This window comes from Ruegeria lacuscaerulensis (assembly GCF_013034745.1).
Classification (GTDB): Bacteria; Pseudomonadota; Alphaproteobacteria; order Rhodobacterales; family Rhodobacteraceae; genus Ruegeria; species Ruegeria lacuscaerulensis_B.
This window is the reverse complement of sequence record NZ_WQGP01000007.1, coordinates 99,745-121,107: the sequence shown is the minus strand read 5'-3', so window position 1 is coordinate 121,107 and position 21,363 is coordinate 99,745. Positions and strand designations below refer to the sequence as shown.

The 21,363-nt window shown below is 61.2% G+C and carries 22 protein-coding genes; 6 read left to right on the top strand and 16 right to left on the bottom strand.

The genetic code is table 11. The features are described 5' to 3' along the window. Positions 1–15: 15 nt before the first annotated feature. Complete coding sequence (locus tag GOV79_RS14990; RefSeq protein ID WP_174839490.1) at positions 16–2,241, bottom strand: primosomal protein N'; 2,226 nt, start codon at positions 2,239–2,241, stop codon at positions 16–18. Between the two features lie 59 nt (positions 2,242–2,300). On the opposite strand from GOV79_RS14990, the gene fsa reads away from it, so the two are divergent. From fsa to GOV79_RS14970, 4 genes are all read left to right on the top strand, one after another. Beyond that, a complete protein-coding gene (gene fsa, locus GOV79_RS14985; protein ID WP_170354905.1) occupies positions 2,301–2,954 on the top strand; it encodes a fructose-6-phosphate aldolase in 654 nt (217 codons plus the stop codon). 199 nt (positions 2,955–3,153) lie between these two features. Then, positions 3,154–3,861 (top strand): DUF484 family protein, encoded by a 708-nt coding sequence (locus GOV79_RS14980; RefSeq protein ID WP_170769951.1) that lies wholly within the window; start codon positions 3,154–3,156, stop codon positions 3,859–3,861. After that, entirely contained in the window at positions 3,858–4,778 is a 921-nt protein-coding gene (locus GOV79_RS14975) for a tyrosine recombinase XerC (RefSeq protein WP_170790376.1), read from the top strand. The genes GOV79_RS14980 and GOV79_RS14975 overlap by 4 nt, the downstream gene beginning before the upstream one ends. Positions 4,779–4,848: 70 nt before the next feature. Beyond that, positions 4,849–5,544 (top strand): CDP-alcohol phosphatidyltransferase family protein, encoded by a 696-nt coding sequence (locus GOV79_RS14970; protein ID WP_170769949.1) that lies wholly within the window; start codon positions 4,849–4,851, stop codon positions 5,542–5,544. On the opposite strand, the gene GOV79_RS14965 is transcribed toward GOV79_RS14970, so the two are convergent. From GOV79_RS14965 to GOV79_RS14925, 10 genes are all read right to left on the bottom strand, one after another. Then, complete coding sequence (locus GOV79_RS14965; protein ID WP_170769948.1) at positions 5,541–6,008, bottom strand: hypothetical protein; 468 nt, start codon at positions 6,006–6,008, stop codon at positions 5,541–5,543. The genes GOV79_RS14970 and GOV79_RS14965 overlap by 4 nt on opposite strands. A 76-nt stretch (positions 6,009–6,084) precedes the next feature. Then, positions 6,085–6,540, bottom strand: a complete 456-nt coding sequence (locus GOV79_RS14960) for a methylated-DNA--[protein]-cysteine S-methyltransferase (protein ID WP_170790375.1) — start codon at positions 6,538–6,540, stop codon at positions 6,085–6,087. Between the two features lie 125 nt (positions 6,541–6,665). Then, complete coding sequence (ileS, locus tag GOV79_RS14955) at positions 6,666–9,569, bottom strand: isoleucine--tRNA ligase (RefSeq protein ID WP_170790374.1); 2,904 nt, start codon at positions 9,567–9,569, stop codon at positions 6,666–6,668. A 205-nt stretch (positions 9,570–9,774) separates the two neighbouring features. Next, positions 9,775–10,254, bottom strand: a complete 480-nt coding sequence (locus GOV79_RS14950) for a DUF2269 family protein (RefSeq protein ID WP_170790504.1) — start codon at positions 10,252–10,254, stop codon at positions 9,775–9,777. After that, positions 10,254–11,177, bottom strand: a complete 924-nt coding sequence (locus GOV79_RS14945) for an SDR family oxidoreductase (protein ID WP_237218033.1) — start codon at positions 11,175–11,177, stop codon at positions 10,254–10,256. The genes GOV79_RS14950 and GOV79_RS14945 overlap by 1 nt, the downstream gene beginning before the upstream one ends. 36 nt (positions 11,178–11,213) lie before the next feature. Beyond that, the gene (locus tag GOV79_RS22375) at positions 11,214–11,576 is read right to left on the bottom strand and encodes an NAD-dependent epimerase/dehydratase family protein (protein WP_331252645.1); all 363 of its coding nucleotides are present in this window, start codon (positions 11,574–11,576) and stop codon (positions 11,214–11,216) included. 76 nt (positions 11,577–11,652) lie between these two features. Next, the gene (locus tag GOV79_RS14940; RefSeq protein ID WP_170790373.1) at positions 11,653–12,363 is read right to left on the bottom strand and encodes a VIT1/CCC1 transporter family protein; all 711 of its coding nucleotides are present in this window, start codon (positions 12,361–12,363) and stop codon (positions 11,653–11,655) included. Positions 12,364–12,417: 54 nt separating this feature from the next. Then, positions 12,418–13,407, bottom strand: a complete 990-nt coding sequence (locus GOV79_RS14935; RefSeq protein ID WP_214648134.1) for a YcjF family protein — start codon at positions 13,405–13,407, stop codon at positions 12,418–12,420. Continuing rightward, on the bottom strand, positions 13,400–13,855 hold the full coding sequence (locus GOV79_RS14930; protein WP_170769943.1) for a GNAT family N-acetyltransferase: 456 nt from the start codon (positions 13,853–13,855) through the stop codon (positions 13,400–13,402). The genes GOV79_RS14935 and GOV79_RS14930 overlap by 8 nt, the downstream gene beginning before the upstream one ends. Then, positions 13,852–15,264, bottom strand: a complete 1,413-nt coding sequence (locus tag GOV79_RS14925; protein ID WP_170790371.1) for a YcjX family GTP-binding protein — start codon at positions 15,262–15,264, stop codon at positions 13,852–13,854. Before GOV79_RS14925 ends, GOV79_RS14930 begins: the two co-directional genes overlap by 4 nt. A 107-nt stretch (positions 15,265–15,371) precedes the next feature. Here GOV79_RS14925 and truA point away from each other — a divergent pair, with 107 nt between their 5' ends. After that, entirely contained in the window at positions 15,372–16,139 is a 768-nt protein-coding gene (gene truA / locus GOV79_RS14920; protein ID WP_170790370.1) for a tRNA pseudouridine(38-40) synthase TruA, read from the top strand. Here the strand turns inward: truA and GOV79_RS14915 are convergent. The 4 genes from GOV79_RS14915 to GOV79_RS14900 all read right to left on the bottom strand — a co-directional run bounded on the left by GOV79_RS14915 (position 16,136) and on the right by GOV79_RS14900 (position 19,811). Next, positions 16,136–17,056: a nickel/cobalt transporter gene (locus GOV79_RS14915; RefSeq protein WP_170790369.1), complete on the bottom strand. Its 921-nt coding sequence runs from the start codon at positions 17,054–17,056 to the stop codon at positions 16,136–16,138. The two genes, truA and GOV79_RS14915, sit on opposite strands and share 4 nt — an antisense overlap. Beyond that, the gene (locus GOV79_RS14910; protein WP_170790368.1) at positions 17,041–17,688 is read right to left on the bottom strand and encodes a DUF1007 family protein; all 648 of its coding nucleotides are present in this window, start codon (positions 17,686–17,688) and stop codon (positions 17,041–17,043) included. Before GOV79_RS14910 ends, GOV79_RS14915 begins: the two co-directional genes overlap by 16 nt. A gap of 72 nt (positions 17,689–17,760) precedes the next feature. Beyond that, positions 17,761–18,567, bottom strand: a complete 807-nt coding sequence (locus GOV79_RS14905) for a thioesterase family protein (protein WP_170790367.1) — start codon at positions 18,565–18,567, stop codon at positions 17,761–17,763. Between the two features lie 8 nt (positions 18,568–18,575). After that, positions 18,576–19,811, bottom strand: a complete 1,236-nt coding sequence (locus GOV79_RS14900; RefSeq protein ID WP_170790366.1) for an acyl-CoA dehydrogenase family protein — start codon at positions 19,809–19,811, stop codon at positions 18,576–18,578. Positions 19,812–19,935: 124 nt separating this feature from the next. Between GOV79_RS14900 and GOV79_RS14895 the strand changes: the two genes are divergently transcribed. Then, on the top strand, positions 19,936–20,871 hold the full coding sequence (locus tag GOV79_RS14895; protein WP_170790365.1) for a 2-hydroxyacid dehydrogenase: 936 nt from the start codon (positions 19,936–19,938) through the stop codon (positions 20,869–20,871). A gap of 7 nt (positions 20,872–20,878) precedes the next feature. Here GOV79_RS14895 and GOV79_RS14890 read toward each other — a convergent pair whose 3' ends face one another. Then, positions 20,879–21,235, bottom strand: coding sequence for a hypothetical protein (locus GOV79_RS14890; RefSeq protein WP_237218032.1), 357 nt, complete (start codon positions 21,233–21,235; stop codon positions 20,879–20,881). Positions 21,236–21,363: the final 128 nt, after the last annotated feature.

Below are 21,363 nucleotides of genomic sequence, written 5' to 3'. Positions count from 1 at the left end.
GCACCGGTGCAGAGGTCAGTAAAAACTCTGCGGGTCGATATCGACGGTCAGGCGGATATCGCCCTTCAGACGCAGGGGCGCAATCCAGCGGGCGATAGCATCCTGAATCGGCGCGCCTTTGGGGGCTTTGACCAGCAGGCGTACACGGTGCCGCCCGCGTATTCGTGCTATTGGCGCGGGCGCAGGTCCGAAGACTTGGGCATCTATAGCACGTAGCGGCGCATCGTTGCGTGCCATCGCGTTGCCGATGTCGAAAACCGGACCGACCTCGGGCCCGGACAGCACGATCCCGGCCATGCGCCCATAGGGCGGGACGCCTGCGGCCTGACGCCCGGCGGCCTCGGCCTTCCAGAACCCTTCTTCATCGCCTGACAGAATGGCGCGGATCACCGGGTGTTCAGGCTGAAACGTCTGCAACAGTGCCTGCCCCGGCTTATCCGCCCGCCCGGCCCGGCCCGCAACTTGCCGCATAAGCTGGAACGTGCGTTCCGCCGCTCGCAGGTCCGCCCCGTGCAGAGAAAGGTCGGCATCAATCACCCCCACCAGCGTCAGTTTGGGAAAGTTGTGCCCCTTAGCCACCAGTTGCGTGCCGATGACGATATCCGCGTCGCCCTCGGCGATCTCTTCGATCTTGGCCTTCAATGCACGGGCTGAACCGAACAGATCGGAACTCAGCATCGCGATCTTAGCCTCGGGGAAAGTGGCCTCCGCCTCTTCTGCCAGCCGCTCGATCCCCGGCCCGACCGGGGCAAGCTTGCCTTCGACCCCGCATGACGGGCAGGTATCCGGCATGGGCTTTGTCTCACCGCACTGGTGGCACATCAGTCGTTTGAGAAACCGGTGTTCAACCATCCGCGCATCGCAATGATCACAGGCGATCTGCTCCCCGCACGCCCGGCACAGCGTCACTGGCGCATAGCCACGGCGGTTGATGAACAGCAGCGATTGTTCCCCGCGTTCGATCCGCTGCCGCACCGCCTGCCGCAGCGACGGCGAAATCCATGTCCCCGGCTGCATCTGCTCGGCCCGCATATCGATGGGTTTCATCTCGGGCAGCACCGCCGCCCCAAAGCGCGAGGTCAGGTCCAGCCGCTCATACTTGCCGGCCTCGGCATTAGCCCAGCTTTCCAGCGACGGCGTCGCACTGGCCAGAACAACCCGCGCGCCGCAGACCGAGGACCGCAGCACCGCCATATCCCGCGCGCTGTAATGCACGCCGTCTTCCTGTTTGTAAGAGGTGTCGTGTTCTTCATCGACCACCACCAGCCCGAGATCGCGGAACGGAAGAAACAGCGCCGAACGCGCGCCGACGACCAGTTGCGCTTCCCCCTGCCCGACCATGCGCCAGACCCGCCGGCGTTCGGTCATGGTTGCACCCGAGTGCCATTCGGCAGGCCGCGCGCCGAACCGAGCCTCGACCCGCGTCAGGAATTCGGCGGTCAGGGCGATCTCGGGCAGCAGAACCAGCGCTTGCCGCCCCATGCGCAGGGCTTCGGCGACGGCCTCTAGGTAAACCTCGGTCTTGCCCGAGCCGGTGACACCCTTCAGCAACGTTGTCCCATAATCCCCGGAACGTTGCCCAGCCTGCAGGCGCGCGACCGCGGCGGCCTGATCGTCAGTCAACGCCTTGCCCGGCAAGTCCGGGTCCAGCCGGGGATAGGGCAAATCACGTGGGCTGTCTTCCTCGCGCACTGCGCCTTGCTTGACCAACCCCTTGACGACCGAGGACGTCACCCCCGCCTGCTCGGCCAACTCCTTTAACGTGAACGCCAAACCGCCGTAGTCGCGCAGCACCTCAAGCACGCGGGTCCGCGCATCGGTCATGCGGTCTGGCTCGGCATCTCCCAAACGATAGATTTTCCGCATCGACGGCGGATCGCTCAGCCCCGGCGCACGGGTCGCCAACCGCAGCATCGCAGGCATCGGTGTAAGCGTGTAGTCGGCCACCTTGCCCAGAAACAGACGCATCTCTTCGCGCATCGGCGCGACCTCTAGCACACGGATCACGGATCGCGCCTTGGCCAGATCAAAACCGCCCAGCCCCGGCCCCCAAACCACACCCAGAACCTTGCGCGGGCCCAGCGGCACCTCGACAAACGCGCCCAGAAAACACCCGCCCTCGGGCGCTTTGTAATCCAGCGTCCGGTCCAAGGGCTGTGTGGTCAGCACAGCCACCAGCTCACCCTGATCGAAATACTCCTGCGCGCTCACCGCATCTCCTCGGGTCGGGGGTTTCAGCATCGGTGTTATTGGGGTAAAGCCATCCGCAACCAAGGCCAACCCATCAAAGGACTGCCCGCATGAAATTCTTCGTAGATACCGCCGAGATCGACGCCATCGCCGAACTGAACGATCTGGGAATGGTAGACGGTGTGACCACCAACCCCTCGCTGATCCTGAAATCGGGCCGCGATATTCTAGAAGTCACCAAAGAGATCTGTGATCTGGTCGACGGCCCCGTATCCGCCGAAGTCGTCGCCACCGAAGCTGACGACATGATCGCCGAAGGCCGCAAGCTGGCCCAGATCGCGCCGAATATCGCCGTGAAAGTTCCGCTGACATGGGCAGGGCTGAAAACCTGTAAAACCCTGTCCGACGAAGGCCAGATGGTCAACGTCACGCTCTGCTTCTCGGCCAATCAGGCACTGCTCGCCGCCAAGGCGGGCGCGACCTTTATCTCGCCCTTCATCGGCCGTCTGGACGATATCAACCTCGACGGCATGGATCTGATCGCTGATATCCGCCAGATCTATGACAATTACGGATTCGAGACCGAAATTCTGGCCGCCTCGATCCGCACCGTGAACCACGTGACCGACAGCGCTCGCATCGGCGCCGACGTGATCACTGCCCCGCCCGCCGTGATCAAGAAACTGGCCGATCACCCGCTGACCGACAAGGGGCTTGAAACCTTCCTGGCCGACTGGGCCAAGACCGGTCAGAAAATCCTCTGATCCCTGACACTGCCGCGCGGTGCTGCCAGGCACCGCGCCCGGCCCAACTGCCAGCCCTGATCGCAGATCAGGGTCTTGCAGGCGGGAGAGGCCCCGTCGCGCAAATGACGGGAAATCCAACCAAAGGCTCACTTTTCCCAAGGCAAATCGGTCCAGCCGTGTTATAAGGCCGCAAAACATAAAAAAGACCGGACGGGACATGAGCAGCAATACCAAACTCAAGGACACTCTCCGCGAGGCGATTCTGGCCGAGCCTGACGCCGTGCTGGACGACAAGGACCTGATGCAGGCCCTCGTCGCCGCCAATGAACAAGCGCGCGGAGATAACATCGTCGACCTGCGCGGCATCGCCATGCAGCGGCTCGAAGCGCGGCTGGATCGGCTTGAAGACACCCACCGCTCGGTCATCGCGGCCGCTTATGAAAACCTTGCGGGTACCAATCAGGTGCACCGCGCAATCCTGCGCCTGCTGGAGCCCACAGGGTTCGAGGACTTCCTGACCACCCTTGGCTCAGACGTCGCCGAAATTCTGCGCGTGGATCGGATCACGCTGGTCCTGGAAACCACCGTCCTGCAGGAAGACCCCGCGATCGAAAAACTGGGCGGAGCGCTGGCCGTAGTCGAGCCCGGCTTTGTCGACAACTACCTGACTTTCGATCGCAGCGGCCCTGCCCGCGAAGTCGTGCTGCGCGAGGTCATCCACCCCACACACCGCATCTTCGGCGATCAGGCCGATCACCTGCGGTCCGAAGCCTGTATGCGGCTGGACTTGGGCGAAGGCCGCCTGCCCGGCATGATCATCATGAGCGCGAAAGACCCCAACCACTTTTCACCGCAACTTGGCACCGACCTGCTGACCTTCTTTGCCGGTGTTTTTGAACGGTCCATGCGCAACTGGCTGTCATGAGCCTGATCTCTCCGGCCTGCCGCGACGCGTTGCAGCACTGGCTGGAGGGTCTCGTCGCGCTTTCAGGCCGATCAACCAATACTCAGGCCGCCTACCGCAGCGACGTGAATGATTTCCTATCCTTTATGACCCTGCACCATAGCGAGCGTCAGGGTTTGGCAGCACTGGCTCGGATCACCGTATCCGATATGCGGGCTTGGATGGCGGATCAGCGCGGCTCGGGCGTCGGCGCGCGTTCGCTGGCGCGCAAGTTGTCGGCTGTCAAAAGCTTCTACCGCTGGCTGGCAGAACGTGAAGGGTTCGAGCCGACCGCGGTCTTGTCGACCCGCGCGCCCAAATTCACCAAGAAACTGCCCCGCCCCGTCGACGAAGATGCTGCCCGCGCCCTGATCGAAACGGTCGAACTGCAATCGACCAATGATTGGGTCTCTGCGCGCGACGTGGCCGTGGTCACATTGCTCTATGGTTGCGGGTTGCGGATTTCCGAGGCGCTGTCGCTGACCGGCGCTGACGCCCCCCTGCCACAATCGCTGCGAATTGTTGGCAAAGGCAACAAGGAGCGCATCGTCCCGGTCCTGCCCGCCGCACAAGCAGCTCTGGACCGGTATCTGGCGCTCTGCCCTCATCCGCTGGACAAGACCAAGCCATTGTTTCGTGGTGTCCGCGGCGGGGCGCTGAACCCGCGTGCCATTCAGGGCGTCATGGCCAAGGCGCGTCAGCAGTTGGGCCTGCCCGCGACGGCCACCCCACATGCGTTGCGCCACAGCTTTGCCACGCACCTGCTGTCTGCGGGCGGCGATCTTCGCGCCATACAGGAATTGCTGGGGCATGCCTCTCTGTCGACCACGCAAACCTACACCGCCGTGGACACCGCCCGGTTGATGGAAGTCTACGACCGCACACACCCGAAAGCCTGACACAATTGCAATTTCACCAAACAGGGCATTTTGCTTTGCATCTTGGACACGCATCGTACATGACACGCGCATGACACTCAGATTCAAAGCTCTCTCCGTCCATCTTTTTACTGCAACCGGCGCCGTTTTCGCGATGCTGGCCATGCTGGCCGCTGTCGAAGAAAAATGGAGTCTGATGTATCTGTGGCTGGTCGTGTCCTTTATTGTCGATGGCATCGACGGCCCACTGGCGCGGCACTATCACGTCAAGAAAAACGCCCCCGAGTTTGACGGCGTATTGCTGGATCTGATTATCGATTACCTGACTTATGTATTCATTCCCGCCTTCGCCCTGTTTAAATCCGGGCTGATGGATGGCTGGACCGGCTGGTTTGCGATCATCGTCATCACCTTCGCCAGCGCGATGTATTTCGCGGACACTCGGATGAAGACCAAGGACAACTCGTTCTCGGGCTTTCCCGGCTGCTGGAACATGTTTGTCATTGTGATCTTCGCGCTCGAACCCAATTTCTGGGTCATCCTGCTCATGGTCTCCCTACTGGCTCTGGCCATGTTCCTGCCGTTAAAATTCGTGCATCCCGTCCGGACCGAGCGTTGGCGCAGCGTCACCCTCCCCATGGCCCTCGCCTGGACCTTTTTCGCCGGATGGGCGGCCTGGGTGGATTTTCATCCCGAAAGCTGGGCGCATTGGGGGCTGGTGATCACCAGCCTGTACCTAGTCTTTGCAGGGATCGCCCAACAGGTGATCCCACAGCAAAAAGCCTAAAGGATTTCCTCGACCTCAAACTCGGTCCCGTTATGGGTGAACACGTCGCCCTCCTGCAGGCCGGTCATCGCCAGATAGATCGGGCTTTGGGTCGAAATCCCCATATAGGTCGTCCCGTCCACATCGAACCGCGTTGTCGACACGCAGACCACAAAACTCCGGTTGTTAAACTTTACAACGGCACCGGGCTGGACTGTATCGGTCAGCCCAAAATCGGTGTTCTCGATCACGTCGATCTTGGCATGATGCGCTTGCAAGGGCGCGTCGAAAGCCGCCGCCAGATCCGCATTCTCACGCGAAGCCGCGATATCATCCTTGTCGTGCCCTTCCCGGTCGTCCAATTGAGAATCCTTCAGAAACGCATCGTAATGCGCCTGCGCGGTCGCCAGCTCCTGTTCTTCCAGTGACATCAAACGGTCAATAATGGCTTTCTTGCGCGCGGCGGGGTCGGCTTGAACGGTCATGCCAAAAACATCCTTCGAATTCTCTATGTGATACAAGTTGGGACGCAAGCGGATGGATTGCAATAGCTTTCCACTCTCAGATCAGCAACCCTGCCGCGCCCTCGTGCCGCAACAAGGCCACCTTGGTCTCCACGCCGCCGTCACCGGAAAACCCACCCAATCCATTTGCCCCCAACACCCGATGGCACGGAATAATGACCGGGATCGGGTTCGCCCCACAGGCCTGCCCCACAGGTTGCGCCGGGCGACCAAGCTGTTTGGCAATATCCCCATAGGTCACAGTCTCGCCCAGTGGAATCGCATACATCAGATCACATACCTGCCGCTGAAAGTCAGAACCGGCCACACGATAAGGCAGATCAAACCGCTCCAACCGCGCCTGATCATAGGCCGCCATCTGCGCTGCCGCCTCACGCAACAAGGCTGACGCCTCACCTTCATTGCGTCCATCCCAGACCAAACGGGTAATCGCACCACCCGTCTCTTCAATCCCCAGACGTCCAAATCGCGTATCGACAGCAATCATCGGCATAGCCAGAACCTGACCGCGAATTGAGAAAAGGCGCAACCCCCAACAGGCTGCGCCCCAATCTTCTTCTGTTCAAAAATACCTCGGAGCGCGAGGCAGAGCCTCGCAGAACTCCAAATCCAGAGACGTTACGCCAACGCCTCGTCACAGCGCCCGCAGACACCCGTATGGACATGACGCCCGACATCCGGCAGGATTTTCCAGCACCGCTGACATTTCTCGCCCTCGGCCTTTTCGAACACCACCGCAACGCCCTCAATCTCGGGCACGCGGAAAGCCTCGGCCGGGGCCGGATCACCCGTAACAGTCAACCCCGAGGTGATGCACATATCGTCCACATCGAAAGTAGCCAGCAGATCACGGGTTTCCTGGTCCTCAACATAGACGATCGGCGCGGCCTCAAGGCTGGACCCGATGACTTTGTCCTGACGCTGAACCTCCAGCGCAGCCGTCACCGAACGACGCACGCGGCGCACCTTGGCCATGCTTGCTTCCAGTTCCGCATCGCGCCAATCGGCCGGCGTGTCCGGGAAATCCACCAGATGGACCGAGCTGTCATCACCGCCAAACCGCTCCAGCCAGACCTCTTCCATGGTAAAGACCAGAACCGGCGCCAGCCATGTGGTCAGACGGTGGAACAGGATATCCAGCACGGTGCGGGCTGCGCGGCGACGCTGGTTATCGCCGTCGCAATAGAGCGCATCCTTGCGGACGTCGAAATAGAACGAGGACAGATCTACCGTGGCAAAAGTGAACACAGCGCTGAACACACCCTGGAAATCGAACGCGGCATAGCCCTTGCGCACCTGTTCATCCAGATCGGCCAGACGGCTCAGAACCCAGCGTTCCAGACGCGGCATATCTTCGGGCGCGACGCGATCAGCCTCGGTGAAATCAGCCAATGATCCCAGCATAAACCGCATGGTATTCCGCAGACGACGATAACTGTCAGCGGTTCCTTTCAGAATCTCCGGCCCGATCCGCTGGTCGGCGGTATAGTCAGTCTGAGCCACCCACAAGCGCAGGATATCGGCCCCATATTGCTTGATGACCTCTTCCGGCACGATGGTGTTGCCCAGCGATTTGGACATCTTGTTGCCCTTGGCGTCCAGCGTAAAGCCGTGCGTCACCACGTTGCGATAGGGCGCACGGCCCTTGGTGCCGCAGGCCTGCAGCATGGACGAATGGAACCAACCGCGGTGCTGGTCGGTACCCTCCATATAGACATCGGCGATGCCGTCCTCGGTCCCGTCCTCACGGTCGCGCAGAACGAAGGCGTGGGTCGAACCCGAGTCAAACCATACGTCCAGCACATCGAACACCTGATCATAGTCGTCCGGGTTGGCTATGCCGTCCAGCACCTGTTCCTTGAACCCGTCCGTGTACCAGATATCCGCGCCGTTTTCCTCGAACGCGGCTTTGATACGTGCGTTCAGATCGGCGTTGCGCAGCAGGTAATCGGCATCGGTGGGCAGAGCGCCCTTCTTGGTGAAACAGGTCAGCGGCACACCCCACGCACGCTGGCGGGACAGCACCCAATCCGGGCGGGCCTCAATCATCGAATACAGGCGGTTACGACCCGTCTGCGGGGTCCATTTCACCAGTTCATCAATCGAGCGCAGGGCGCGTTCGCGGATGGTGTCCCCCATCTCACCCATGCCATCGTCCAGCTTGCGATCCACGGATGCAAACCACTGCGGTGTGTTGCGATAGATGATCGGAGCCTTCGAACGCCACGAATGCGGATAGCTGTGCTTGATCTTGCCCCGCGCCAGCAGCCCGCCAACCTCGGCCAGCTTGTCGATCACCGCCTTGTTCGCGTCACCTTCACCGCCCTTGCGGGACAGGATATATTTGCCACCGAAGAACGGCAGATCGGCACGGAACGAGCCGTCATCCATCACGTTATAGGTGATGACCTGTTCCAACATACCCAGATCGCGATAAAGCTCGAATTCCTCCATCCCGTGCGACGGCGCACAGTGAACGAAACCGGTGCCTTCGGTATCGGTCACAAATTCAGCGGCGCGGAAATCGCGGATGTCATCCCATTCGCCATTGCCGCCCTCGGCCCCGGCCAGCGGGTGGGTCAGTTGCACGCCTGCCAGCTCATCCGTGGTTACGTCGCGGACGCGGGTCCACTGATCGTCGTTCAAACGGGCACGGCCCAGAACATCCGCCGCCAGATTGTCGGCCAGCAGGAATTTGTCACCTACTTTGGCCCAGCATTCATCCGGCGCGCCGGTGACTTCGTAAAGGCCATACGCGATGTCCTTGCCGTAAACGACCGCCTTGTTCGACGGCATCGTCCAAGGGGTCGTCGTCCAGATCACCACAAACGCATCATCCAGATCGCCTGCATTCACGACCTTGAACTTCACCCAGATGGTGAAGCTTTCCTTGTCGTGATACTCGACCTCAGCCTCGGCCAGAGCGGTCTTTTCGACCGGCGACCACATCACGGGTTTGGACCCCTGATAGAGCGTGCCGTTCATCAGGAACTTCATGAACTCATCGGCGATCACGGCCTCGGCGTGATAATCCATGGTGATGTAAGGATCAGGCCAATTGCCGGTGATCCCCAGACGCTTGAACTCTTCCCGCTGGATGTCGATCCAGCCCTCGGCGAACTTGCGGCATTCCTGACGGAAGTCGACGATGTTCACCTCGTCCTTGTTCTTGCCCTTCTTGCGGTACTGTTCCTCGATCTTCCACTCGATGGGTAAGCCGTGGCAGTCCCAGCCGGGCACGTAACGCGCGTCGTGGCCCATCATCTGATGACTCCGCACGATCATGTCCTTGATGGTCTTGTTCAGCGCGTGTCCGATATGCAGGTGGCCGTTCGCGTAGGGAGGGCCATCGTGCAAAGTAAAGGGCGTGCGGCCTTCCTTCTCACGCAGGCGGTCATAGACGCCGATGGTTTCCCAACGCTCCAGCCATGCAGGTTCGCGCTTGGGCAGGCCAGCGCGCATGGGGAAATCGGTTTTGGGCAGGTTCAGCGTGTCTTTGTAATCAGGTGTATCGGCGCACATTGGGGGCGTCCTTTGGATGATCTGGTCGTATGGATCGAAGCGGTCGGTGCGAGGTCTCAAACACCTTTGCCCGGCGTCTCAGGATGTCAGAGCGCCGGGGATATAATTCGAATAATGATGGCCATCCGGTCATACATGGCCGCGCTTATAAGACGCCCTTGGCAGATGGTCCAGAGCTTCCGCCCCCTGCGGCGAATGGCGCGGTTCAAAACAGCTCGATCGCGGGGCGCGCAATCATCAGCCACAGGATGCTCAGCACCGAAAGAAAGGCCGGGATGCCGCATAAGAACCAGATGCGGAACAATCGGTGATAGCTGTCAGGCAGTGGTGCACCCTGTGCAGCAGCCGTCTGTGCCAGATCCCGCAGGCGGACCTGTATCCACACCACAGGCAGCCAGAACACGCCCGTCACGCCGTAAAGCATCAGCGACAGCACGATCCACCCTTCGGCAAGGGACCAACCCAGTCGCCAGGCCAACAAAGCTCCGGTCACGGGTTGGACGACTACGGCGGTCGTCGTGAACAGAAGGTCAGCCAGAATGACCACACGGGCAGTTTGCGCAATAAACCGCGCGTCGCCGGACCGATGCGCCATCAGCATGAAAAACGCGATCCCGGCTCCCGTGCCCAGCAGAACGCTTGCACCGATGACGTGCAGCCATCGCAGGATCAGGTCTGGATCCATCATCGGCTTTGCACCATAGGCCAGACAACCAGCGACAGCAGCATTGCAGGCAGCACTTTGACGAGTGGGCCCAACGGGTCCAGCCACAGGCCTGGTGTCACAACCGTTGCCGCCAGCACATAGAACGCTGCCACCCCAACTTGCGCCAGGCACACGCGCGCGGTCCAAGGACGATATAGAACGGCCAGTCCCAAAGCGATATCGACGAAAGACCAGAACACGACAGAACTGACGGCAGCGGCATCGGTCCATCCGGCCTCGGTCAGAACACCGGCAGCCTCGGGCAGTCCGACCAATCCGAAAATGCAGGACAGGACCCAGAAGAGACTCAGTACAGCTATGACAAGCGGGGCCAACAAGGACATTCGCGCGGTCAGCCTGTGTTCACGCGCGCTGGTCATTGACCCATAAATTTCGGGCAGCGGCCTGAGCGACCGACCCGTTGCTGCGCGATAGGGCGCGGGATCACCCATAACACCCGAAGCCATGACCGTCATCGCCGTGCTGCGCAGGGGCGAGCGCCACCCAAGATAGCCCAGCGCGTCAGCACACCGTGCAACTGCCTTGGTCAAGACCGGAGGCATGACAAGCCGAAAACGGGCCGCTGGGAAACCCAGCCAACGGCGCGTGGTGGCCAGGACATCCCCCAACGATTGGGCTTGATCCTCAACCAGATCGTAGGCGCCTTGCGGTATTTCGTCGGCGCAGCAGGTAACCACGGCATGGCACAAATCCTCCATCCCAACGCACTGGACCGGTGTCGCTGGATAGGCAATCGGCTGCACCAGCGGAACCGCTGCCAGCATCCGCAGTAGGGCCGTTCCACCGTAATCTGATTGCCCGATAACCAGCCCGGGGCGCAAAATCCGCAGGTCCGCACCGCTGCTTTCAAGGGCCGCATCACCAGCGGCCTTCGTGCGCATGAACTCGGTGTCCGCATTGGGCGTCGCCCCGACGGCTTATATTTGTACGACCGAAACACCTCGTTTTGCACAGGCCTGACCCAGCGCTGCAATGGCGTGATGATGCACCACCGCAAGATCATCCGAGGGGCCGTCCTGCAATGCGCCTGCGCAGTTCACAACGCAGTCGATGCCAGTGAGTGCGGCCTCCCAATCCTGCGGGTGCGTAAAGCGGCGCAAATCGCCCTGAACCAACTTAATTCCGTCCAGTAGCAACGCGCCTTGCACAGGCTTACGAACAAGCCCCGTGACCTGCGCGCCCCGGCCTCGCAAGGCGCGGACCACCGCCGCGCCTATGAAGCCGTAAGCGCCTAGAACAAGGATATTTTTCCCAGTGAGTGTCAGAGCACACCTCGCCACCACGTTGATGCCTTCACCCTAGCCATCTGAGGTATATCCGCCATGGGGACTGTGCCGCCTGCGACAATTCTAGCCGTCAGGGATGAAACAGCGATCCAACCAGATAGGCGATTGATGCCGCAGCGCCCCCAATCAACAAGGTCTCACCACCCGACCGCCACCACGGGGCCAGCGACCAGCGGCTTTTGAGCGCGCCGATGGCAAAAAAGACCCCCATCGTCATCCAAGCTGAGAGCGCAAAGGCGCGCTCGACCCCGGCCAGAAACGGCAAGAGCGGGATCATGCCCGCAACCAGAAAGGCCAGAAACGTCGCCATCGCGGCCTTCATCGGGTGCGGGTCCACACTGCCCAGACCATATTCACCCTCGATCATCAGGTTGATCCAGTTGTCGTGATTGGCGGTGATGGCATCGGTTGCCTCATCCAGAACGCGCCCCGACAGGCCCTTCTGCGACAGGATTTCCCGGACTTCATCGCGCTCACCATCCGGGTAAAGGTGGATGTGGCGCTCTTCGATGGCGCGGATGCGGCGGATATTGTCCAACTCAGCTTTGGTGCCCGAGTAATTACCTGCCGCCATGGAAAACCCATCAGCCAGCACATTGGCCAGCCCCAAGGCTACGATGATGAACGGCGACAACCCGGCCCCCGCGACGCCAGCTACGATCGCAAAAGTCGTCACCGATCCGTCGATGCCGCCGTAAACTACATCGCGCAACACGCCCCGACCGGGGGGCGCGTTGATCCGGGCTGCAATTTCCTGCTGGCTGTGTCCGTGCTCGGTCATGGCTGGCTCCACCTTTGGTATGGCAACCAGCAGGGCAGAGGTCTTTGCGTCAGGTCAAGTCTTGGAAAACAATCCCGCCAACGCCCCTTTGATGATCCGCCGGGTCGAGGGCTTGTGACGGTCCGAGAAAGGCAGCGGGCGGCAGACCTCCATCGCGGCCACCCCGACGCGCGCGCTGAGCGCGCCGTTGACCAGACCTTCGCCGAACCGGCGGGACAGTTTGCTTAGGACCGAGCCGCCCAGAACCGGTTCCAGCAGGTCATCGCCCACAGCCACCGCGCCCGTGGCCACCAGATGCACGAACACAGCGCGAGTCAAACGCCAGCTGCCCAGAAACCCGGCGCGGCCCCCGTAGATTTCAGCAATTCGCCGGATCATCCTCAGGGAAGCCGCCAGTGCCGTCACCACATCTGCCAGCGCCAGCGGAACCAGCGCCGTCACCGTGGCCACCTGACGGGCGGCGGCCTCAACCTCGCGGCTGGCGGCTTCGTCCAGCGGGGCCAGAAGTTCGTCTTCTGTCAGGGTCAGCAGGCCGGAGGCATCAAACTGCTCGCCCATGCGTTCGGATAGGCGATCGCGGCGCCATTTGGTGTCGTCGCGCCCCTTGTAGAAGGCAATCAGCCGGTTCGTGACTGCCCGCGCCTGCCCCAGATCACCCTCGGCCAGCGCGGCATCGGCGGCGCGGCGCATCCCGTCCACCCGCGACAGACGCCCAATCGCAGCCAGCTCGCGCAGGGCGATGATCAGCCCGACCACCAGCAACGCGCCGATCAGGCCCGTTACGACCCAGCCCAGAACCGGCGCGCGCAGCAACAGAGACGTCACGAAATCCCAAGCCGCGACCGAGACCACAGCCCCTATCACAGCCGCCGCCAGCCCCCAGAACCAACGCGACAAGGCCGAAGGTTTTCGCGCTGCCAACCGCGCAGCGGTCTGCATCGCCTGCCCCTGCGGAGCGGCGACATCCGGAACCGGCGGTGCCTGCGCCACGTCCGCACCGGGGGCCTCGGCCTCCAGATCAATCAGGACCGGACCTTTAGCCATCTGCGTGTTCCTCTCGATGCCAGACATATTTAATGTCGGGCAGGTTTTCGTCGTTGTCAGAACCATCGCTGCGGGCAACCTCGGCGAACCCGTTGCGTTCGTAGAACCGGCGCGCGCCACCATTGGCCTGAAAGGCGAACAGCGACAGGTGTGAGCGTTCGGCTTTGGCGTGATCCAGCAAGCGCTGTCCGATCCCCTGCCCACGTGCCGGGGCACTTAGATATAGTGAGTGTACCTCGACCCCGTTCAGGGCCAGAAACCCGACTACACCATCGTCGGATTCCGCGACGGTGACCCAATCCTGATCTATCATCCGGCCGCAAAAGGCGATGGTTTCCGCGCGGGAATGCAGCTCGGGCATCCAGTCATGCTCGCGGGCGAATCCGTGCAGGATTTCTCCGGTGGCTCCGGCATCGGTGCTGCGGGCAGGTCGCAGGATTACCGTCATAGCCGATCTCCGATCAGGAACTGGGCCGCGCGGTCCAGCCGGATATGCGGAGGGCCGTCACCGGGGCGCAGGGTCAACTGCGCGGGCGCAAAGGCCATGAACCCATAGTCTTCGCCCAGCCAGCTTTCAGCCCCGTTGCGCGCAGGCCCCAACAGATGCGCGGGGTCGTCGGGCAACTCGCCGGGATAGAAAGCGGCTTGCTTCCCGTCCAGTAAAGTGCCGCGCACGCAGGGCAAGTCCACCCCATCATGTGTGCGAATTTCTTCGGTCGTGGCCCGGAGCGCGGCCAGCGACAATGCCGCCGTTTCCGCCCCGGCAAAGCTGGCGCGATCGCGGGCGTCGCGGGTCAGCGCCTCCATGATGTGGGTTAGACGGGCGTGTTGGTGGTGGTGCAGATGATCCGCCTTGGTGGCGGCAAACAGGATGCGTTCAACACGCTTTCCCAGCAGCAACCGGCTGAGCCACGCGTTCCGCCCCGGCCGGAACGCCGACAGGATATCGCCCATCGCGCGGCGCATATCCTCAACTGCCTGCGGCCCTTTGTGAATCGCGCCCAGCGCATCAACCAGTACCACTTGCCGGTCAATGCGCGAAAAGTGATCACGGAAGAAGGGTTTGACCACTTGCGATTTATACGCCTCGAACCGACGGGCCATTTCGCGGTGCAGGCTGCGTCTTGCACCACTCCCTTCGACAGGCAGCGGCGCGAAGGTCAAAACCGGAGAACCCGCCAAGTCCCCCGGCAGCAAAAACCGTCCGGGCGTGCAATCATAGTAACCGGCATCGCGCGCGGTGTTGAGGTAATCGGAAAACGCCTTCGCCAGGGCCTGCGCCTGCGGCTCATCATGCTCGGCCTCTGGGTCGGCGGCTTTGGCCTGCGCAAGGTAGCCTGCTGCCTCGGCGCGGTTGGTGATACGATCCAACGTCTCAGACGACCATGACCCATAGGACTTGTCCAGCAAAGCCAGATCCAAAAGCCATTCGCCGGGGTAATCCACGATGTCCAGATGAACCTTACGCGGACCCTGCAGGCCGGACAGCAATCCGGCAGGCCGGGCCTTGAAGGACAGGCGCAGTTCAGAAACCGCCCGCGTGCTGTCCGGCCAATGCGGCTTTGGGCCGGTCAGGGCTGCCAAATGGTTTTCATAATCGAACCGCGGCACCGTGTCGTCGGGCTGGGGTTGCAGATAGGCTGCGTTGATCCGCCCCTCTTGCTGCGCCACTAAGCCGGGCATCCGGCCCCGGTCCAGCAGGTTGGCGACCAGCGACGTGATGAACACCGTCTTGCCCGACCGTGCCAAGCCGGTCACACCCAGACGGATCACCGGTTCGAACAATGCCTCGGACACGCTGTCGCCCACGGTTTCAAATCCGCGCACAAGACTGTCTGCCAGCGATGAAATGACCAAATTGTCGTCCCGCTTTTATCGTTTTTCCCAAGATAGGTAGCCGTTGCGCGACATACCAGCGCTTTCCTGCCCTTGCCCGTCTCGTCACCGCGCGCTACCAGCAGCACATGCCCAGATACGCGCTGAAAGTCGAATACCTTGGAGAACCGTTTGCCGGATGGCAGCGGCAAAAGGATCAACCCTCGGTTCAGGGGGCGATCGAGCAGGCCTTGTCGCGCATTCAACCCGGCGCGCATACCATTGCCGCCGCTGGTCGTACTGATGCGGGCGTTCACGCGCTGGGACAGGTCGCCCATTGCGATCTGGTCAAGGATTGGGACCCGTTTCGCCTGTCCGAGGCGCTGAACTATCACCTCAAGCCCGACCCTGTTGCGATTGTGCAAGCCGCGCGGGTCGAGGACGATTGGCATGCCCGGTTCTCAGCGGTCGAGCGGCAGTATCTGTTCCGTATCCTGATGCGCCGCGCGCCCGCGACCCATGACGCGGGGCAAGTTTGGCAGATCAATCACCAACTGGACGTGGCGGCGATGCAGGCCGGGGCAGATATGCTGATCGGGCGGCATGATTTCACCACCTTCCGGTCGTCCATTTGTCAGGCCGCCAGCCCGGTGAAAACGCTGGATGAGCTGCGGGTTGAACAGGTGCAGGGTTTCTCTGGTCCCGAGATTCACTTTCACGTCCGCGCGCGGTCTTTCCTGCACAATCAGGTCCGCAGTTTCGTCGGCACGCTGGAACGGGTGGGCGCCGGTGCTTGGTCACCCGAAGATGTGCGGGACGCGTTAGAGGCACAAGACCGCGCCGCCTGCGGGCCCGTATGCCCGCCGCAGGGGCTGTATCTGGCGCGGGTCGGCTATCCCGAACCCATCTTCAACTAGATCGCACGCAGCAGCAGCCCGCTAGCAATAACGGCAATCAACAACCCTGCCACCAGTTCAATCGTGGGGGCCAGCACCTGCGCGAAACGGGTGGCAGAGGCTGAGGCCAACAACCCGCCACGCAAGCCAAACGAAGTCCAACCGACCAGAGTTGTCACTGTCGCCGTGCCCAGTGCCATGGCGAACGCACCGGCAATACCCACCATGGCGATACCCATCTGCCACGTCAGGATCAGCACGAACAAAGCGCCGGTACAGGGGCGCGCCGCGATGCCTGCGATTAGCAATGCCGCCTCTTTCCAATTGCCGATCTGCGCCACTTCTTCAGCGGTGGGGCCGTGGCGGTGGCCGCAATCGGAACAGACCTCATGATCATGGTGATGATGATCGTGGTGATGATGCGCGTGAGATTTCTCCGCCCGGTTTCGGCGGGCGAAACTACGCAGGCCCCGGAACACCAGCCACAGACCGATTGCAGCGATGGCGCCGTAGCTGACCGGGGCCATGACCTGCTCGGTCGTGCCAACCAGACTGTCCCGCGACATCTGGAACACCAGAACACCCGCATAAACCAGCACAACAGCCGTGACGGCCTGGCCCAGACTGGACAGCACGCTGATCGCAGACAAACGCCAAAAGGCGACGTTGCGGCCCAGTCCATAGCCTCCGATCAGCACCTTGCCGTGACCGGGACCGATGGCGTGAAAAAACCCATAGGCGAAACATACGGTCAACAGAGTGGCTACGGCCTGAGGCTGTTCTGCCCGCGCAGCACGCAGGGATCGGGCGATCTGGTTCTGAAATTCCCGCTGTTCCCCGGCGGCCCAAGCGGCGAGGTTGTCAAACCCTCCGCTGCCCCAGAACCACAACAGCAGGCCCAAAGCCAAGGCGACAGGGACAATCAGGTACTTGGACATGAAACGCGGATCTCAGTCGCAAAGTCTTCGCCCACCAGCGGGATATCGTTTTCCTCAAGATCATAATCGGCATCCAATGTCAGAAGGAACGCCCGCATCTGCGCAAGCTGGCCGTCAATGTCGGGAACAATCTTTTCGATATTGCACGATATATTTCCCGTGACCGTCACAGGGCGTGTCACTTCGTAGGCGGTGTAGTAGGTCTCGTCGAACGCTTTGGCTGAAAGCGCCGATGCCGCCACTGGTGCGCCCTCAACCGCCCTCAGGTGGGTCGAGACGATGCGGCCATTTTCGGTGGTGGCCGTGGGCTCTGCCGGACCCGACAAAGGTACGATGCGCCCCTCGGACCAAAGAACCAGATCACCGTTGTAGCCTTCCAGCCATTGGGCGTCGAACCCGGCCAAAAACGCCTGCTCGCTTTCGCTCAGCAGACCATCACCATCTTGATCCAGCTTTCTGTCTTCAAGCTCGAACAGGGAATACAGCTCATCATAGGCCCAAGTGACGCGCACATGGGTCAGGTTGCCCGCGTCATCCACGATAAACTCCAGCCCCGTGTCGATGAAAACATGAGGGTGGGCCAATGCCGGGATCGGCAGGCAACAGGTCAACAAGGAGATCAACAAACGCATGATCGGAAGATAGGGCCTTGTCCCCGCCGCGACAATGCACATTCAAGCCAACGCGCAGAAACCGGCGCACCTTCAGGCCGGAGGAAACAGAACCAGTGTTTGCAGGGCCGTGCCCACGGGGCCTTGGGTGTCGAACAAAACCGACTGCGACATGCCGATACCCGATGGCTGCCAATGGCAGACCGACTCTGACGCCAGCCAGTCCGAGACCGGTTCGCGGTGGATTTGAACCGTCAGGTCAGTGTTCATGAAGCCCATCTCGGTTGTCGGCGCGTTCCACGAAATACCGTTGCCGCAATCGGCCAGCGGACAGAGCGCCTGGATAGGAGATTGCGTTTCGTCCGCCAACAGCGGCGGCGTCCGCATCCAGATGGTTTTGGGCCCTGGACCCTGATTGCCGCCTTTGGGGTAGAGGATGTCAGAGTGATTGGCGAAACCGGGCAGGTTGTGGCGGGTCTCACCAATCGGAAACGGCCCGGTCACTGCGTCCTCCAACTGCGGCGGCAGCATGGTCACATTCGCAACGGGGCCAAGGTCACGGCGCACCAGATGCATGGTCGTGGCCGTCGCGCAAAGCGTGTCGTCAAGGTCATGCACCGTCACCCGCGTGGTAGCCAATGTCTTGGTGCGGCGGGTCGTTTCGGCGGCGACACGCAGTCCGGCCAGCGGTAGCGGGCGCAACAAGTCTACTGTCAGTCGGGTCAGCATCTTCTCGGGCCCGACCTCGGTTTCGGCTGCGCGCACGATCAGGCCGCTGACGGGACCCGCATGGCAGTGATCGGCGGACCAAGGTCCCCGAGCCGCGTCATTGCCCACAAATGCGCCATCCGGGCTGATTTGGAAATAGGCGGGTTGGCTCCCGTCGAGCTCTGCCTGCATACCGATGCTTACACCTTTTCCTGCGTGTGTTTCTTCAACTCGGCCCGCGCGACCTGACGGCGGTGCACTGCATCCGGCCCATCGGCCAGACGCAGCGTGCGCACGTGGGTCCAGGCCGTGGCCAACGGCGTATCCTGACTGATCCCTTGCGCACCAAACATCTGGACCGCCTCGTCAATCACCTTCAACGCGACCCGAGGGGCCACGACCTTGATCTGGCTGATCCACGGCGCAGCGGCCCGCGCATCGCCCTGATCCATGTACCACGCGGCCTTCAGGCACAGCAGGCGGGCCATCTCGATCTCCATCCGGCATTCGGCGATGATATCGAAATTCGCCCCAAGCTGCGCCAGTTTCTTGCCAAATGCCTCGCGCTGAAGCGACCTTTTGCACATCTGTTCCAGCGCGCTTTCTGCCTGACCGATGGCGCGCATGCAGTGGTGGATACGTCCCGGCCCCAGACGGCCCTGCGCGATCTCGAATCCACGCCCTTCGCCCAGCAGGATGTTTTCTGCAGGAACGCGCACATTGGTGAACCGGATATGCATATGCCCATGGGGCGCATCGTCATGGCAATAAACTTCCATCGGGCGCAGAACCTCGATCCCCGGCGTGTCGGCTGGCACGACGATCATCGATTGACGCTGGTGCTTGGGCTGTTCCTCGCCTGCGGTCTTAACCATCACGATATAGACCTTGCAGCGCGGATCGCCCGCCCCCGACGACCACCACTTTTCGCCGTTCAGAACATAGTCGTCCCCGTCCCGAACACAGGACATCGACACATTCGTGGCATCCGACGAGGCCACATCTGGTTCCGTCATCAGATAAGCCGAGCGAATCTGGCCGTCCAGCAGAGGCTTCAGCCACTGCTCTTTCATCTTTTCCGAGCCGTAGCGTTCGAACACCTCCATGTTGCCGGTATCAGGCGCAGAGCAGTTGAACACCTCGGCCCCCAACGGGGTCTTGCCCATCTCTTCAGCGAAAAAGGCATATTCGACCGTGGTCAGCCCAATCCCCTTCTCGCTATCCGTCAGCCAGAAGTTCCACAGCCCCGCCGCCTTGGCCTTGGCTTTCAGACCTTCCAAAATCTCGGCCTGTCTTTCGGTATATTGCCAGCGGTTGCCCTTGGCGATTTCGCCCTGATATTCTGCCTCCAGCGGCATCACCTCGTCACGGATCATCTCGACCACCCGTTGCAGCAGAGCGCGGTTTTCCTCGCGCAGGGTGAATGACATGTTCATGGGCTTCCTCCTTGCACCCGGCAGACGGGCTTTACCTTCGGCCTGAGAATGACTTAGCTGCCGACATGATGTCCAGTTGGGTGACGAAACGTCAACTCAATCAAATTAGTAGGTGGAGACAAATATGGCGCTGTTGATCGAAACCGGGTTAACCGGCTGGATGGGTGATGCGGATATCGCTCGTGACATTCGGGCTGTGGACCCTGATCTGGATGTGCGGACGCCCGATACGATCGGCGATGCGGATCAGATTACCATGGTGGCTGTGGCTGGACTGCGAGACGCGCGCTTAAAAGAATTGCCCAACCTTAAACTGGTGCAAAAGCTTGGTGCAGGGGTTGAAACGATTGTGGGCAACCCAAATCTGCCAGACCACGTCCGCATCGCAAGGTTGAAACCGGATGCGCCCGCGCAAGGCATTGCCGAGTGGTTCGTGGCCTATGTTCTACGCCACCAGCGCCACATGCCTTTTTACGAAGCCGCCCAGACCCGAGCCGAATGGCTGCCAAAAGAGCCCGGCTATTCGCCCGATACCACGGTCGGCGTACTGGGGCTGGGGCATATCGGGTCACGCAGCGCCCTGATGCTGCGCGCAATCGGCTTTCAAGTTTTGGGGTGGAGCCGCTCGCCCAAAGAAATTGGCGGCGTAACCTGCCTTCACGGCGATGATGCTCTACCCGAACTGCTGGGGCAATGTGATCATGTCTGCGCGATCTTGCCCTCGACCCCTGAAACCAAGGGCCTGTTTGATGCCGACATACTGGGGACTATGAAACCGGGTAGCCAGCTGTTGAATGCTGGACGCGGGGACCTGATCGACGAGGCGGCCCTGATTGACGCGCTGGATGTGGGCCGCCCGGCTCACGCGGTTCTGGACGTGACAAGCACCGAGCCGCTTCCGTCGAACAGCCCGCTCTGGTCCCATTCCGGTGTCACGATCACCCCGCATGTTTCGGGTTGGCATTTGGGCGACGCATTGGCTGATGTGGCCGAGAATTACCGGCGGCTGAATGCAGGATCGCCCCTGCTTCATGAGGTAGACCGCACACGCGGCTATTGATGGCGGTTCAAGGGGTCAAAATCCACTTGCCGTCCGCGCTGCGGCAACGCTGTGTGCCTACCTCACGCGTTTGATCGGTGCCGTCGGGCTGGATAAAGTGTTGCAGTTGCACGCAATTGTCGCGCACGCCTTGCACCCGAATTGTGCCTTTGGACCCACTTTCGGGATTGCTCCAGCTTTGTTCTGCCCCTACTTGCGGCCTGCCGGATTCAAGCATCGCGTCTGCCGTCGCATTGACGACTTTGAAATCGTCAGGGCTCAGCCCCATTTCTGCGATGATCCGCGACAATGGTTTCGCATCGCTCAACGTGCCGGCGGTCAACGCCACCGCCAAAACCGTAGCTGAAATAATCCGGGCCATCATAGCTGCCTCTTCTTTTTCGAAATGAATTTGCAATCAACACTATACAGGCTCTGACCGTGCGTCCAAGCCCCCGCCGCGCCCATCAGTCAAACACAGCCGTCCCCGCCCCAAGGCATCGGAACCCTTCG